The organism is Pseudomonas sp. LBUM1658 (genome assembly GCF_059716055.1).
Map to the genome: position 1 here is coordinate 4,499,533 of NZ_CP166798.1, position 15,370 is coordinate 4,514,902.

A 15,370-nucleotide genomic window follows, 5' to 3' on the forward strand; every position below is an offset into this window, starting at 1 on the left:
TCAAATACACATCAGATCCTACGCGGTGGATGGTTTATGCCAGGGATTTTTGCAGATGCTCCATGCTCGCCCCTATCGCCTGTTCGATATCCACCAACCCGTGCACACTCTCGGCAAACGGCTCGAACGACAAATATCCCGTGTAACCGCCGCTGAGCAAGGTATCGATCTGCGCGGCATTGCCGAGGATGTCCGCTTCCCCCACCAATACCCGATGCCCATCACGAATGCTCGCCAGCGGCGCCTGTGCATCCTCGACGCCGGAGATGTGCACCAGCCCGGTCAGCTCGGGGAAGAACTCATGCTCGTCGGCCAAGTGATGGTGGAAGGTGTCATGCACCAGACGGAACACATCCAGCCCGCCCACCGACTTGATCGCATCCACCGCCGTGCGTTTACGCCGCAGGGAACACTCTTCGAAACCCAGTGGTTCGATAAAACCGAAAATCCCGTGCTCGCGCAGGATCGGCGCCAGTTCGCTGAGCGCCGTGCGTAACGCGGTGTTGCGCTGGACCTTGGTGCGCGGGTCGGCGCGATCATTCAGCGGACACATCACCAGCCCCTCGGCGCCGCAATCGCGGGCATAAGCGGCCAGCTTGCGGGCTTGTTCCCGACGTTCGTCGTTCCACAGATCGAACGGATACAGCGCGTTGATCGACAACACCTTGATCCCTTTGGCCGCGCACAACTCGCGGACCCGAAGCGGCGGCGTACCGTCTTCGATCTCGACGCCCTTGAGGTCGTTGCGGATCTCGATGGCATCGGCTTTCAAGGACACTGCCAACTCAATGAAATCCGGCAGTGACAAACCTGGGGCGACCATACGGTTCAGGGCGAAACGCAGGGGCTGGCTCATTATTTTTTTCTCCGCTCTCAAAGCTGATCGATAGGTTTATTTAGCGGTCGGCATGCTGAATTCAGGGCCTTTGGCGATGCTGTCCGGCCAACGCTGCATCACGCTTTTGTAGCGACTGTAGAAGCGAATACCTTCTTCGCCATAGGCGTGGTGATCGCCGAACAGCGAGCGCTTCCAGCCACCGAAGGAATGCCAGGCCATCGGTACCGGGATCGGCACATTGATGCCGACCATACCGACCTTGATGGTCCGCGCGAATGCCCGGGCGATGCCGCCGTCGCTGGTGAAGCAGGACACGCCGTTACCGAACTCGTGGGCGTTGATCAATGCCACCGCGCTGGCGAAATCGGCGACCCGGACAATGCCCAGCACCGGACCGAAGATTTCCTGCTGGTAGATGCTCATCTCGGTCGTGACCTTGTCGAACAGCGTCGCGCCGACAAAGAAGCCGTTCTCCGCCCCCGGGACCTTGAAGTTGCGACCGTCGACAATCAGTTGCGCACCCTGGGCCACACCTTCATCGATAAAACCTTCGACCTTGGCCTTGTGCTCGGCGGTGACCAGCGGCCCCATGTCGCTGTCGCTGCGCATGCCGTTGCCGACCTTCAACTGGTCGATGCGCGGCAGCAGTTTGGCAATCAGCTGGTCGGCGACATCGCCCACCGCCACGGCAATCGAAATCGCCATGCAGCGTTCGCCGGCCGAGCCGTAAGCGGCGCCGATCAAGGCATCGGCAGCCTGGTCCAGATCGGCGTCGGGCATCACGATCATGTGGTTCTTCGCCCCGCCGAGCGCCTGCACGCGTTTACCGCTTGCCGTGGCTTGCTGGTGGATGTACTCGGCGATCGGTGTCGAACCAACAAAGGAAATCGCCTCGATATCCGGGTGTTGCAGCAACGCATCGACCGCGCTCTTGTCGCCCTGTACCACGTTGAACACGCCGTCCGGCAGACCGGCTTCGGTGAGCAGGCGGGCCATCAGCAAACTGGCGGACGGATCACGTTCGGAGGGCTTGAGGATGAAGCAGTTACCGGTGACCAGCGCGATCGGGATCATCCACAACGGCACCATCACCGGGAAGTTGAACGGCGTGACCCCGGCGCAGACGCCCAGCGGCTGGCGCAGGTTCCAGTTATCGATGCCGCCGCCGATGTTGTCGCTGAACTCGGTCTTGAGCAGGTTCGGCGCACCGCAGGCGTATTCGACGATCTCGATGCCGCGAGTGACTTCGCCCTTGGCATCGGAAAAGACTTTGCCGTGTTCGCGGCTGATGATTTCTGCCAGTTCGTTGTGATGACGATCAAGCAATTCCTTGAACTTGAACATCACTCGCGAGCGACGCAGGGACGATTGCTCGGACCAGGCCGGGAAGGCCTTCAAGGCCGAGGCGACGGCTTCATCGACGGTCTTCTGGTTGGCCAGCCCGACCCGCGCCTGGACGCTGCCGGTGGCCGGATTGAAGACGTTGCTGAAGCGTTCGCTGCCACTGTCCTGCACTTGGCCGTTGATATAATGGCCTAAAACCTCGACGTCACTCATTGTTGTTGTTCTCCAATCTGAAAGTTAGAAACCTACAAATCCAGCAGCCAGCTGTGCTGCGGGTCGTTATGGAACTGCCAGACGCGTTTGGGCCCGGCCATCACGTTCAGGTAATACGACTCGTAGCCGTAGGGCACGCTGACCGGGTGATAACCCTTGGGCACCACCACCAGGTCGCTGTTTTCCACGGCCATGGCCTGGTCGATGCTGCGGTCGTCGGTGTAGACCCGCTGAAAGACGAAGCCCTGGGGCGGGTTGATCCGGTGGTAATAGGTTTCTTCGAGAAAGCTCTGGTGCGGCAGGTCATCGGTGTCGTGCTTGTGCGGCGGGTAGCTCGACGAATGCCCGGACGGTGTATGCACTTCCACTACCAGTAGCGAATGGGCCGGTTCGGTGTCCGGCAGGATGTCGCAGACGTAACGGGTGTTGGCACCTTTGCCACGCACGCTGCGCTTCATGTTCTGCGGTTTGATCAGTCGTGGGCCGAGGCCGTTTTCGGTCGACCCGGGCGCGGCACAGACGGCGATCTGCACATCGGTCAAGGCCAACACCTGCGCTTGACTGCCGGGCGGCAAGTAGGCGGCAAACGGTGACTTGTCTTCGAACACCGATTGCCGGTCGCCGATATTGTCCCAGCTGAAGGCGCCCTGCCCCGGGGCTTCACCCTGGATCGTGACCCGGCCGCTGAGCAACACCAGGCACAGCTCTTTATCCCCGGCACTCACCGGCAGGGTTTCGCCGAGGCTCAGGCGGTAGGCGGCGAAACCGACGTATTCCAGTTCACCGGCGCCCAGTTCGACCATGATCTGGCCTTGGGCTTTGCTTTTGATCAGCAGGCTCATTGTCCCGTACTCCGGTTAGCCAGGGCGGTATTGAGAAGTGCGCGCAGCGTATCAAAACCCTTTTTCGCGTAGACATAACTCGGCGCCACGGCCGGGTCCTGCTCGGCCTCCACCACCAGCCAACCGTGATAATCGGCAGCCAGCAGCACATCCAGCAGCGCGGCAAAGTCGATATCGCCGTCGCCGGGCACGGTGAAGGTGCCGTTTATGATGCAGTCCGGGAAGCTCCAGAGGTGGTTGCGCGCCAGTTGCACCACCGGTTTGCGCACGTCCTTGAAATGCACGTGGCACACCCGATCGATATGTTTACGCAGCACTTCCAGCGGTTCGCCGCCACCCATGTAGCAGTGACCCGAATCAAACAGCAGACCGACTTCGCTGCCAGTCAGGCTCATCAGTGTGTCGATGTCCGCCGGGGATTCGACGTAGGCGCCCATATGGTGGTGATAGGCCAGACGCACGCCTTGGGACAAGGTGAAACGTGCCAGCTCGGTGAGCTTGTCGGCGTATTCCTGCCAGGCCTGGGCGGTATGGAAGCGCGGGCGTTCAACCAGTGGAATGTGCTGACCCTGGATCGAATCGGCGACTTCGCCATAGACCAGCACCTTGGCGCCGTTCTTCGCCAGCAGTTCGACGTGGCTGCCGATGGCGTCGATTTCCTCGGCCACCGAACGCCGGGCCAGGCAGCTGGAATACCAGCCGGAGACCAGTGCCAGGTCATAAGGCCGCAGCACATCGCCGACGCCCTTGGCGTCCTTGGGAAACTTGCCGTTGAGCTCGAAGCCCTCGTAGCCGATTTCCTTGCCCTCGCTCAAAGCGGTGCTCAGCGGCGTTTCACCGCCCAAAGCCGGCAGGTCGTCGTTGCTCCAGGAGATCGGGTTGATGCCAATTCGGATAGCGGGCATGGCTGCACCTTTTGTTGTTTTCTGAATAAATTGCTGACTGTGAATCTGGTCTCGCAGGTCGAACACTTGTGGCGAGGGGGCTTGTCGGAACGCCGCATCGCCCCGTTCGGCTGCGAAGCAGTCGTAAAGCCGGCGGATGCGTTCTACCTGAAAAACCGCGATTGCCGGTTTTAGGGCCGCTACGCGACCCAGCGGGGGCAAGCCCCCTCGCCACAGAAAGCCCCCTCGCCACAAAGGTCGCCTTTCACCCCCGGGCCGTGCGCCAGGCTTCAATCAATTCGACAAAGGTGCCCTGCACCTGCTGAATCAATGCTTCGTCATCGATTTCCCCAGCCAGCCAGGCTCGGCTGGGTTCCTGGAAAATCGTCCGGCCGACGGCAAAGCCGCGACAGGTTTTGCTTCGACTGGCCTGCTGAAAACCTTCGGCGAGGGCCGCGGCCGGCGCGTTCAGACCCAGCAGCACCACGCCACGGCAATAGGGGTCACGCTCTTGAATCAAGCTGTCGAGTTGCTCCCATTCGGCAGCGCTCTGCGCCTCGATCTTCCACCAGGCCGGGAAGATGCCGAGGTTGTACAGACGCTTGATGGCACGGTAGAGCACGTCCGGATAAGGCGACGGATGATCCTTGGGCGGGATGATTTCCAGCAGCAATTCATGGCCGCTGACTTGCGCCGCCTGATACAGGCCCTTGATCTGCGCTTCCTGTTCCAGTCGCAGCAACGGCTCGTCGTCCGGGTGGAATTGCACCAGGCATTTGATGATCTGTTCCTGGGGCCAGGCGATCAGGTTGCTGCCGATCGAGCGACCATGTTCGAAAGCCAATGGCCGCGAACCCTGGACCTCCACCGGACGCGCGACCCACCAGCCGCGACCGGTGGCGGCGTTCAGCGAGTCCTGGCCAAAGCGCTGATCGGCCAACAGACCGACATCGGCTTCGATACCTTGTTTGCGCAAGTCGACCTCGACCCGCTCCACGGCCTTGATAAATAGCTGCTTGAGTTCACCAATGCTGTTGAGGTCGCGACCGCTCTTTTGCGCCAGCTCGACCAGCTGCCAGCGATGGTCGAAGGCAAAGATGAACAGTTGCTTCCAGGCTTTGCGCGGCACGCTGACCTGATGCAGGCGTTGCAGTACCAGGTCCTGATCGGGCCGGGTAACAGGTACCGGGCTGTTGAACAGGTAATCCAGTTCGGCAGGGGTCGGCATCGCCGGGGCGCAGGCATGGCGCGACACCACCAGACCGCCGCAGGCATTAGCCAACTGGCTGCAACGCTCGTCGCTCGCATCCTCCAGCCAGCCGCTGAGGAAGCCCGACATAAAGGCATCGCCGGCCCCCAGTACGTTGAGCACTTCGACCCGCACCCCGGGATAGATCGCCCCGTCTTCGAGACGCGCCGGGATCGCCCCATGAATCACCGTGCAGCCTTGCGGGCCGAGCTTGACCACCAGGGTCGCGGCCGTCAGCGAACGCACGGTGCGCAGGGCGCCGAGCAGATCTTCGCCGCCACCGGCAATCAGAAACTCTTCTTCGGTGCCGACGATCAGGTCGAAGCGCGGGAGGATTTTCTGCACATGCTGGCTGACCTTCTGGTCGGCAACGAAACGGGTTTCGCCGTCCGCCTTGCCGGTCAGGCCCCAGAGCACCGGGCGGTAATCGATATCCAGCACTCGCTTGACGTTGTGTTTTTGGGCGTAGTCCAGCGCCTGGATACTCGCCTTGTACACGCCGTCCGTGGAGAAATGCGTGCCGGTGATCAGCAAGGCTTTGCTGGAAGCGATGAAGGATTCGTTGATGTCTTCGACACGCAACGCCATGTCGGCGCAGTTCTCGCGGTAGAAGACCAAGGGAAAGGTTTCGCGATCCTTGAGCCCGAGCAGCACCATGGCGGTCAAGCGTTCCGGATCGAGTTTGACGCCGCTGACGTCACAGCCTTCGCGGGTCAGGGATTCGAGCAGGAAACGCCCCATATGGTCGTCCCCTACCCGGCTCAACATCGCCGACTTGAGGCCAAGGCGTGCGGTGCCAAAGGCGATGTTCGCCGATGAACCGCCCAGGTACTTGGCGAAACTGCTGACGTCCTCCAGCCGCGCACCGACTTGCTGTGCGTAGAGGTCGACGCCAAGGCGTCCGAGGCAGATCAGATCCAATTGACGCCCACTGGCAAAACGAGTCTGGCCCATGCTGGCTCCTGTTATTTTTATCAGCCTGAGTTCGCCGCGGTGCAAGGCGAACACTCTTGGTGTGGGGCCAGACTAAAACGTCTCGCGACTCCAATCAATATTTATTCTATAAATTTTTTACGTGGAATATTTTTTCCAATAAACTCAGCAAGATTCAAGTGCATCGATTCAGCACTCGACCCCTGACTTCACGCTCCAGATTTTATTTGCGCCTACCCTGTAGACTGCGCAAGCCAACCTAGTGTCGAGGGCCGGCACCCACCCGCCGTCCCTGAAAGAACAAGCCAGAAGGATTTTCTATGTCCCGCACCGATCAGCCGGCTACGCCCCAGAGTTCGCCCGAGAGCGATCTCGGCAGCCCCCCGATCAATGCCGAGCGCCTGCTGCAGCTGATCACCGAGGAATACGAAAGCCTGCCTCGCCAGCTCAAACGCATCGCCAGCTATATGAGCCAGCAGAGCGACCGGATTATGGTCGACCGCATCAGCGATATCGCCCGCGAGTGCGAAGTGCATCCCTCGGCCATCGTGCGTTTCTCCCAGCGCTTCGGTTTCAGCGGGTTCAGTGAAATGCAGGCGTTGTTCCGCGAGGCCTACACCCACAAGACCACGCCGGTGCAGAACTACCAGCAGCGCATCCGCAGCATGATCGCCAATAAGTCGCAGAAGGCCAGCGGCGGCGATCTGGCGCGCGAGTGCATCAATGCCACGTTGTCGGGCATCGAACGGCTGGGCCTGGAACTGGACGACCAGGCATTCGACAAGGCCGTGGACCTGGTGGTGAATGCCGACAACATCTACGTGGTCGGCGTGCGCCGTTCATTCGCGGTGGCCGATTACCTGGTCTACAACCTGCAGCACACCAACAAGCGCATCCATCTGGTCTCGGGCCTGGGCGGCAGTTACCGCGAGCAGATGCGCAGCGTGCGCGCCAACGATCTGGTGATCGCCATCAGCTTCACCCCGTATGGCAAGGAAACCCAACATTGCCTGCGTATCGCCCAACACCACCAGGCGAAAACCCTGATCATCACCGATAGCAACCTGTCGCCCCTGGCCAAGCGCGCCAATACCGTGCTGCTGGTCAATGAGGGCAGCTCGTTCGCCTTCCGTTCGTTGAGTGCGACCTTGTGCCTGTGCCAGGCGCTGTTTATCGCCGTGGCCTATCGCCTGGAATTGAAGGTCGACGAGATTCACGAACAGGTAGGGTTCGAGGATTAGACTGGCTTATTTCGCTGGTGAGTGTGGGCCTGCAATGAACCCGGCACCCCGGTGCGCACCAGCCCACCCTTGCCGATCCAGTCCTGGGTCTGCTCATAGGCCCGTCGTAGCAGCAGATCGGTCTGGCTGAAGTCGAACACCGAAATTCCCAACGGGCACAGCGGCGCCACCACATGGATAGCGGCCCGCGGTGAATACAGCTCAATGTCGCGAACCAGTTGGCGCATGCTCATCAGGTTCAGGGTATGCAGCGCCAGCGCCACCAATCCGGTCGGCGGCTGTGGGCAGGCACAACCGAATCCGGTCGGCACCACCACGACCCGGGTTGCCCCCAAAAACACCGCACTGGCAATCGGCGTATTACTGGTCACACCGCCATCAACCAGCCATTTGTCGCCGATCTGCACAGTGGGGAACACCAGCGGAATAGCCGCGCTGGCGAGCAACGCCTGTTCGACACTGCCGCTCGACAGCAGTTCGTCGGTACCGGTGAGCAGGTTGGTGGTGACGATGTACAGGGGCAGTTCGGTCTCTTCGATCAAGGTCACCGGCAGCGCCCGACGCACCAGCTGTTTGAGCGCCGAAGATTGCAATAGATAACCGCGCCGACGCAGGATCGCGGCCAGGGTATCGGTCAGCGAAAACGGAAACACATCCGCCTTGCGCAACCCACGCCAGAAGTCCGCCAGCTCGGCAACCCCCTCGGCAGTCGGCCTGGCCGCGAAATACGCGCCATTAATGGCCCCGACCGAAGCACCGATCACCAGATCGAAAGCCACACCGGCCTCGAGCAGCGCCCGTAACATGCCGACCTGAACCGCGCCGAGACTGCCGCCACCAGCCAGCACCAGTGCAGTTTTAACCGTGGCCATTGCAGGCCTCCTGCTTCAACCCGACACCTGAATCAATAAGCATAGCTGGCGGCTGGATGCCTATACCGGGTGCTCGAGAGGATGGTCAACGGTTACACCAGCGACATTGCGGACGTACGCGGTCGGCGTAGGAGCTGCCGATAGGCTGCGATCTTTTCGCGATTTGAAGACCGTCGAAGATCAAGATCAAAAGATCGCAGCCTGCGGCAGCTCCTACACGATCACGTAAGCAGCGCAATCAGGATAATGAGCGGGATCGGTACACCGAGAAAAAACAGCAATAGTGAGCGCATGGTCATTCTCCTGGCTTAGCGAACGGGTGGCAGCGAAGTGGTGCGAACATAGTCTTCGGTTTCGAGATATTCCACGGCATCCCGGCTGCGGCCGCCGAAGGTCGCGGCGAAGCTGGCGAAAAACGCACCGCAGAGCAGCGCAACAAACATCCACAGCGAAGTCCAGGCGGCGGCTTTGGCGGCGGTGTCGGCGGCTTGTTTAGCGTCCGCTACGGCCTGCTGGGTTTTGGCATACACCTCGTCGACCCGGCGTTCGGCATCGGGCTGGCTGAGGTTGGTGCGCTGGGCGACCAGTTGCGCCAGATAGCTGCGATCCTCGACCGCCAACTGACCGTCGTTGCTCAGGCTGCGGACGAAGATACGCGTCACCGTACCGTGCACCGCATCATCGCTGACCGACGCCGGGCGATTGTCACGGAACAGACTGTCGACGAAGTAGCCAAAATCGTCACCACGACTGTTGCTTGCGGCATTGCCTGCAACCTGGGTCATCGCGCTGGTTGCACCGGAGGCCACACTGGCACCGGCCTGCACCCCGCCGCCAACGATACTGCTCAGCGTGCCGAGCACCAGAGTTGCGGTGACCAGGGTCGCGACAGCCCAGGCCAGAAAGCCATGGGCGGTGTCGCGGAAGTACACCTCATCGCCGTGCATGTACGCCCACTTCACCCGCAAGCGACCGGCAAGGTAACCGCCCATGCCGGATGCAACAATCTGCGTGAAGGCCAGCCAGACGATAGTCGAGATGCCCAGACTCTTGGCGCTGATGCCGCTGTTGGTCCACGGCGACACTGCCGAAAATCCCAGCCCGAAACCCAGCACCACCAGAACCAACGACAACGCGGCCGCAGCCACAGCCCCGGCAAACACCGCCGCCCAGGAAACTCCTGAGTGACTGCTCGACTCGTCCAGCGCAGTGAGATAAGTATCAGAGGATCTATTCATTGTTGTTCTGCTCCCGCCATGAAATGGAGTTACAACTCTCAAGGCAGAAATTGCAGTCAACGTGCCAATCGCGAACTTTAGATAAATCGCTTTATTTCAATGAGTTAGATTTTTGTCCTGGCGCTCGACCATGCAATTTGCAATAGCCGGGCAATATCGGCGGGTTTTATGCACTAGGGTTGGCCGGGGAAAAGAAGGGCTAGTCTGATACCTGAGGTCTGAAGATCAAAAGATCGCAGCCTGCGGCAGCTCCTACGAATGGTTAGCGAACCGGCGGGTAAATGCGGTCGGCGTAGGAGCTGGCGCAGTCTGCGATCTTTTAGGGCCTTCTCAATCCTGGAAATTGGCCAGCAACGCCTCCAGTCCTTCACGGTAGATGCCGGTAAACAACTCCACCGCTGCCACCTCGCTGACCCCTACCGGGGTAAAGCGCCCCGACCAGGTGACTCGCGAGGTTTGACCGCTTTCCAGCATTTCAACCCGCAGGGTGGCCAGGTAATCGGTCACCGGAAACGGTGCCTGGCTGATCGAATAGCTGTAGGAACGCATGGCATTGTCGAACGCCTCGAGGCGCTCGACGATCACCAGGCCGTCCGCGGTTTGCAGGCTGCGCACCCGGCCGCCTTCGCTGAGTTCGCTTTTGGCAATGAACGGTAACCAATCCGGCAGCGAATTGAAGCCGCCAATCAATTTCCAGACCTGATCGGCCGAAACCGGAACATCGATGAATTCTGATGCGTTAGCCATACCACTTTCTCCAAAAAATCCAGGTTAAAAAGAATCAGATCGCCATGCTGTCGACCACACCACCGTCGACCCGCAAGGCCGCACCTGTAGTCGCCGAAGACAGCGGCGAGGCGATATAGGCCACCAGGTTCGCGACTTCCTCGACCTCAGCGGCTCGCTGGATAATCGAGGTCGGCCGCGCCTTGCGTACAAACTCATCGGCCTCTTCACGGGGGCTGCGCCCGGATTTGGCGATGGCGTCCTTGAGCATGTGTTCCAGGCCATCGGTGAAGGTCGGCCCCGGCAAGATCGCATTGACCGTGACCCCGGTTCCCGCCAGGCGCTTGGCCAAACCGTGGGACACCGCCAGGTTGGCACTTTTGGTGACGCCGTAGTTGATCATGTCTCCTGGCGTTGCGATACCCGATTCGGAGGACAGGAAAATCACCCGGCCCCACCCCTGGCCGACCATGTCCGGCACATAATGCCGCGCCAGGCGCACCCCGGAGATCACATTGACTTCATAAAAGCGTGCCCATTCGCTGTCGTGGGCGTCGAAAAAGTCGACGTCGTTGAAGATTCCCAGATTGTTGACCAGGATGTCCGCCCGCGGCTCGCTGGCGAACAGCAGTTCGGCGCCTTCGACAGTGCCCAGATCCGCCTCCAGCCCGCGTAGTTTGGCCTCGGGAACACTTTGAAGAATATCTGCCAATGCGCGCTCTACCTTGTACCACTCGCGACCAATCACCACCACAGTGGCCCCGGACTCGGCCAGCGCCTTGCTGATCCCCAGCCCGATCCCGGCGGTGCTACCGCTGACAATCGCGAGTTTTCCAGTCAAATCAATCTTCATATTCGGCTCCAGATGCTTAAGCAGTGGGTAAAGGGGCACTGGCAGAAATCAAATGAGCCTCGCGCAGCGCCTGCCAGAACGCGCGCGGGATGTTTGCCGATAAAGCGGCAACGTCTTCAGCGATTCGACCTGGACGACTCGACCCTGGAATGACCGCGGCAACCGCCGGGTGGGCCAGGGAGAACTGCAATGCCGCTGCCTTGATATCGACCCCATGGGCGTGGGCGATGCGCTTGATATGTTCGACTTTGTTGATGATCGCCGGGCTGGCTTTCTGGTATTCGAAATGCTCGCCACCGGCCAGAATCCCCGAGCTGTAAGGACCACCGACGACGATCTCGACCTTCTGCGCCAGCGCCGCATCCATCAAGCGTTGCAGGGCACGATCGTGGTCTAACAGAGTGTAGCGACCGGCTAGCAGAAAGCCGTCCGGTTGCGCTTCGGTCAGATCAAGGGTCAGCTCGCAAGGCTCGACGCGATTCACCCCCAGGCCCCAGGCCTTGATCACCCCCTCTTCGCGCAAACGGGTCAGCACCTTGAATGCGCCGGTGCGCGCCTGATTGAAGTATTCCAGCCATTGATCGCCATAGAAGTCCTGAGCAATGTCGTGAATCCAGACGATGTCCAGCCGGTCGGTCTGCAGCCGTTCGAGGCTGTCTTCGATAGAGCGCAGGGTCGCGTCGGCGCTGTAATCGTTGAGCATCTTGTTTGGCCGGCCGTGTTCGAACACTCCGCTCTTCTCGCCCAGATCACGGTTGGCGGCGTCCTCGACTTCATCGAGGATGACCCGGCCGACCTTGCTGCTGAGCACATAGTCGTCACGGTTGTACCGGGCCAGGGCCGCGCCCAGACGCAGCTCCGACAGACCCGAACCATAAAAGGGTGCGGTATCGAAGTAACGCACACCCGCGTCCCAGGCCGCTTCGACCGTCGCCAGAGCTTCTTCCTCGGGGATGGCGCGGAACATGTTGCCCAAAGGTGCGGTACCGAAGCCCAGAACGCCGGGCAGTTTGTCTTTCAGACTCATGGCTCAATCCTCATCAGTTCATGGCCACTTGAGTGACCGTTGAGCAGATCCTAGATTGCGATTATCGGACCGTCCAAGACATAATGAGCAGCAGTTAAGTCCCTATAGGTCTCATATGATCGACATCCGTCAACTGCGCTACTTCGTGGCCGTCGCCGAGGAAGAACATGTCGGTCGCGCCGCCGAACGGCTGCACATTTCCCAGTCTCCGCTGAGCCGGCAGATCGCCCAGCTGGAAGAGCGCCTGGGCCTGACCTTGTTCGAACGCAGCCAGCAACGCATCCGCCTGACCCGCGACGGCCAGACGTTCCTCGCCGAAACCCGCGCCCTGCTGACCCATGCCAACCGCCTGGAATCCCTGGGGCGGCGTCTCGGCCGTGGCGAAGAAGGCGGACTGTGTATCGGCTATATCGAAAACGCCATGCACGCCGGAGTACTGCCCAATGCCTTGCGGGTCCTGCGTGATTCGCGGCCAAGCGTGCACGTCGCGCTGTACAACCTGAGCTCCGCCGAACAGCTTGAGGGGTTACGCCAAAGAAGCCTGGATATCGCCTTGGTCAGCGAGCCGCCCGCCACTGACGACCCGGATCTGCAGAGCCTTCAAGTGCTGGATGACCCGATGCTGTTGGCGCTGCCCGAACAGCATCCGCTGGCCAGTCAGACGCAACTGACGCCCGCGGACCTGGCCGAACAGGAGTGGATCGGCGTGCAACCGCGCCAGGATGAGGCCAGCCGTGATGATTTCATCTCTGCGTGCATCCGCGCCGGTTTTACCCCGGATATCCGCATGGAGGCCACCGAACCCTTTACCGCGCTGGGGCTGGTGGCGTCTGGATTGGGGATTGCGATGATCCAGAAAGGCCTGAGCCGCAATGCCCCACCTGGCGTGGTGCTGCGGGAAGTGCCATGGATTTCGTTCACCACGCCGTTGTGGGCGGCTTGGCACCGGATCAATCTGCGCCCGCTGGTGGAAACGTTCAGGAAGGTATTGACCGAGCCGGTGGCGGAGGTTTCGTTGTGATCGACATCGTCAAAATCAAAAGATCGCAGCCTGCGGCAGCTCCTACGTCCCAGAGCGATCCAGGGTGTTGCTCTGCAATTCGTAGTTCAGTTCTTCGATCAGGGCCTGGACATCTTCCAGGGTTTTCAGCGTTTCCAGACGCAGGCCACTGACCACCATATCGACTCGCCCACTGACAGGATCATAAACCCGCACGGTCAACGTAGAGCTGGGACACAGACCGCAGTCGCAGGCCAGCGGCAGGAAGCTCTGCGCCAGATAACCGCGCAATAACGATAGGGAAATCACCCGAGTGTGCCCCGGGTTTTGCCGGCGACTGTATCGACAGCAGCATTGATCTGTTCGCTGTACATGTAACGTTCCTTTGCCTGCTTGACGGGAGTACGGCACCCATCCAAAAAGATGGATGTCGCACTGTCAAAGAGTAAGAAACGCCAATAGCCGGCAGAAGCTGAATTTGCACTGACTGGCCTAGTGCATTTGCACCTTACTGCTTGCCCTTTGCGCGCCGTTCTCCAGCGAACAGACCACGCTCGCGGGCCCAGACAATTGCTTCACTGCGGCTGTGTACATCAATCTTGGAATACACCATCGCCACGTGATTGCGCACGGTATTGGGCGCCAGTGTGAGGCGCGCGGCAATTTCCTTGTCCGCCAGCCCTTCGCAGATCAGCCTCAGCACATCTCGCTCGCGGCCCGTCAAGTCGGCAAAGGAAACGCTTGGCAGTTGCGGTGAATTCACGCTTTTCACATTGGCGAGTTTTTCGATCAGGGTCCGACTGAACCAGGAGGCGTCCTGCATCACTTCTTCAATGGCCGCAACCAGCTCCAGCTCGGTACGCTTGCGTTCGGTGATGTTCATCAGCACTAGCAAATAACACGGCGAATCCTGAATGCTGACGGTGTCGGCCGAGACCACGCAGTCGATCAGCTCGGCGCCTTTCTTGCGCACCTTCAGATCCACACCGTCGATGCTTCCGGATTTCTCCAGCGCTGTGAACAAGCGGCAACAGGCTTCCGGGCTTTCGACAAAGGCTATTTCTTCGACCGTCCTACCGAGCAATTCTTCAGCGGTGTAGCCGGTAGTTGTCAGGAAGGCTTCATTGACATCGACCACCTGCCGACTCTCGGCGTAGCACACCAGGATCGGCACTGGCGTCAGGCGAAAGGACTTGGCAAAGCGCTCTTCACTCTGACGCAACGCGACCTCAGCCTTGCGTCGCGGCTCCAGGTCCATGAAGGAAAACAACATGCAGGCTTCATCATTGATGTCCAGCGGCTGCCCGGCGACTACCACCAGTTTGCTGCCGCCCTCAGGCAAGCGCAGCTCGGCCTCCATCTGCGGAATGGTCGCGCCCGCGTTCAAACGCTCGATGGCCAGGTCCTTGCGATCGGCATCTTCCAGCACATCCAGCTCATACACCGAGCGACCGATGACCTGATCGCGGGCGTAGCCTGTCATTTCCAGAAAGCCCTGGTTGACCTTGATGTAACGCAGGTCACTGAGTCGACAAATCACCGCCGGTGCAGGGTTGGCGTTGAAGGTCTTTTCGAAGCGTTGCTCGGCGCTGGCCCAGTCGGTGGCATCGGCGAAAATCAGCACCAACGACTCCGGTTCGCCACTGCGATCCTCGAGAATCATGCTGCGCACGCGATGAACCCAGGTGCGTTGCTGGTCGGTGTTGGCGGTGACTTCGACCATCACATCGCTGAAGATCTCGCCCTTGGCGACGCGGCTGATCGGATAACTGTCAGGAAGAACCGGATGGTTGTTGCGATAACGCAAGGCAAAGCGCTCGGCATATTCCTGTGCATTGGCGCCTAGTTCGCTGACCTGACTGACGCCATGCATGGTCAGCGCGGCTTCGTTGGCCCAGAGAATGGTCTGATCCGTTTCGATCAGGATGACCCCGTCCGACAGCCCGGAGATAATCTGCTGCAACTGACGGCGATTGGTTTCGGTGGCTAGGACGTCCTGGCTCATCGGTGCTCCAGAGAATATCCGCAGCACACAGGCGCGAAATGCGCGAAGGATGCGGACACAATCTACGACCACAGGCGTCAGGCATCGTGCGGAAGATCAAAAGAT

General features: G+C 60.1%; 14 protein-coding genes. 2 read left to right on the plus strand and 12 right to left on the minus strand.

The features are described from left to right. Window positions 1–34: 34 nt before the first annotated feature. From ACA064_RS20810 to ACA064_RS20830, 5 genes are all read right to left on the minus strand, one after another. Complete coding sequence (locus ACA064_RS20810; RefSeq protein WP_497669805.1) at window positions 35–856, minus strand: TIM barrel protein; 822 nt, start codon at window positions 854–856, stop codon at window positions 35–37. A 36-nt stretch (window positions 857–892) separates the two neighbouring features. Next, window positions 893–2,395, minus strand: a complete 1,503-nt coding sequence (locus ACA064_RS20815; protein ID WP_497669806.1) for a CoA-acylating methylmalonate-semialdehyde dehydrogenase — start codon at window positions 2,393–2,395, stop codon at window positions 893–895. Window positions 2,396–2,427: 32 nt separating this feature from the next. Then, a complete protein-coding gene (gene iolB / locus ACA064_RS20820) occupies window positions 2,428–3,237 on the minus strand; it encodes a 5-deoxy-glucuronate isomerase (protein ID WP_497669807.1) in 810 nt (269 codons plus the stop codon). Then, the gene (iolE, locus tag ACA064_RS20825; RefSeq protein WP_497669808.1) at window positions 3,234–4,142 is read right to left on the minus strand and encodes a myo-inosose-2 dehydratase; all 909 of its coding nucleotides are present in this window, start codon (window positions 4,140–4,142) and stop codon (window positions 3,234–3,236) included. Before iolE ends, iolB begins: the two co-directional genes overlap by 4 nt. Before the next feature lie 244 nt (window positions 4,143–4,386). Further along, window positions 4,387–6,324 carry a bifunctional 5-dehydro-2-deoxygluconokinase/5-dehydro-2-deoxyphosphogluconate aldolase gene (locus ACA064_RS20830; protein WP_497669809.1) on the minus strand — a complete coding sequence of 646 codons (1,938 nt, stop codon included), beginning with the start codon at window positions 6,322–6,324 and terminating at the stop codon, window positions 4,387–4,389. Between the two features lie 299 nt (window positions 6,325–6,623). Here ACA064_RS20830 and ACA064_RS20835 point away from each other — a divergent pair, with 299 nt between their 5' ends. Further along, a complete protein-coding gene (locus ACA064_RS20835; RefSeq protein ID WP_497669810.1) occupies window positions 6,624–7,544 on the plus strand; it encodes a MurR/RpiR family transcriptional regulator in 921 nt (306 codons plus the stop codon). On the opposite strand, the gene ACA064_RS20840 is transcribed toward ACA064_RS20835, so the two are convergent. From ACA064_RS20840 to ACA064_RS20860, 5 genes are all read right to left on the minus strand, one after another. Continuing rightward, window positions 7,541–8,416, minus strand: a complete 876-nt coding sequence (locus ACA064_RS20840) for a patatin-like phospholipase family protein (RefSeq protein WP_497669811.1) — start codon at window positions 8,414–8,416, stop codon at window positions 7,541–7,543. The two genes, ACA064_RS20835 and ACA064_RS20840, sit on opposite strands and share 4 nt — an antisense overlap. Window positions 8,417–8,724: 308 nt before the next feature. After that, on the minus strand, window positions 8,725–9,654 hold the full coding sequence (locus ACA064_RS20845; RefSeq protein WP_497669812.1) for a hypothetical protein: 930 nt from the start codon (window positions 9,652–9,654) through the stop codon (window positions 8,725–8,727). A 330-nt stretch (window positions 9,655–9,984) separates the two neighbouring features. Next, entirely contained in the window at window positions 9,985–10,401 is a 417-nt protein-coding gene (locus ACA064_RS20850; RefSeq protein ID WP_497669813.1) for an SRPBCC family protein, read from the minus strand. 34 nt (window positions 10,402–10,435) lie between these two features. Continuing rightward, entirely contained in the window at window positions 10,436–11,233 is a 798-nt protein-coding gene (locus ACA064_RS20855) for an SDR family NAD(P)-dependent oxidoreductase (protein ID WP_497669814.1), read from the minus strand. A 16-nt stretch (window positions 11,234–11,249) separates the two neighbouring features. Continuing rightward, window positions 11,250–12,260, minus strand: coding sequence for an aldo/keto reductase (locus tag ACA064_RS20860; RefSeq protein WP_497669815.1), 1,011 nt, complete (start codon window positions 12,258–12,260; stop codon window positions 11,250–11,252). 115 nt (window positions 12,261–12,375) lie between these two features. Between ACA064_RS20860 and ACA064_RS20865 the strand changes: the two genes are divergently transcribed. Then, the gene (locus ACA064_RS20865) at window positions 12,376–13,281 is read left to right on the plus strand and encodes a LysR substrate-binding domain-containing protein (protein ID WP_497669816.1); all 906 of its coding nucleotides are present in this window, start codon (window positions 12,376–12,378) and stop codon (window positions 13,279–13,281) included. 42 nt (window positions 13,282–13,323) lie between these two features. Here the strand turns inward: ACA064_RS20865 and ACA064_RS20870 are convergent, their stop codons facing one another. Both ACA064_RS20870 and ACA064_RS20875 read right to left on the minus strand, forming a co-directional pair. Further along, window positions 13,324–13,569: a DUF1652 domain-containing protein gene (locus ACA064_RS20870; protein ID WP_497669817.1), complete on the minus strand. Its 246-nt coding sequence runs from the start codon at window positions 13,567–13,569 to the stop codon at window positions 13,324–13,326. A 199-nt stretch (window positions 13,570–13,768) separates the two neighbouring features. Beyond that, window positions 13,769–15,265 carry a helix-turn-helix transcriptional regulator gene (locus tag ACA064_RS20875; protein ID WP_497669818.1) on the minus strand — a complete coding sequence of 499 codons (1,497 nt, stop codon included), beginning with the start codon at window positions 15,263–15,265 and terminating at the stop codon, window positions 13,769–13,771. Window positions 15,266–15,370: the final 105 nt, after the last annotated feature.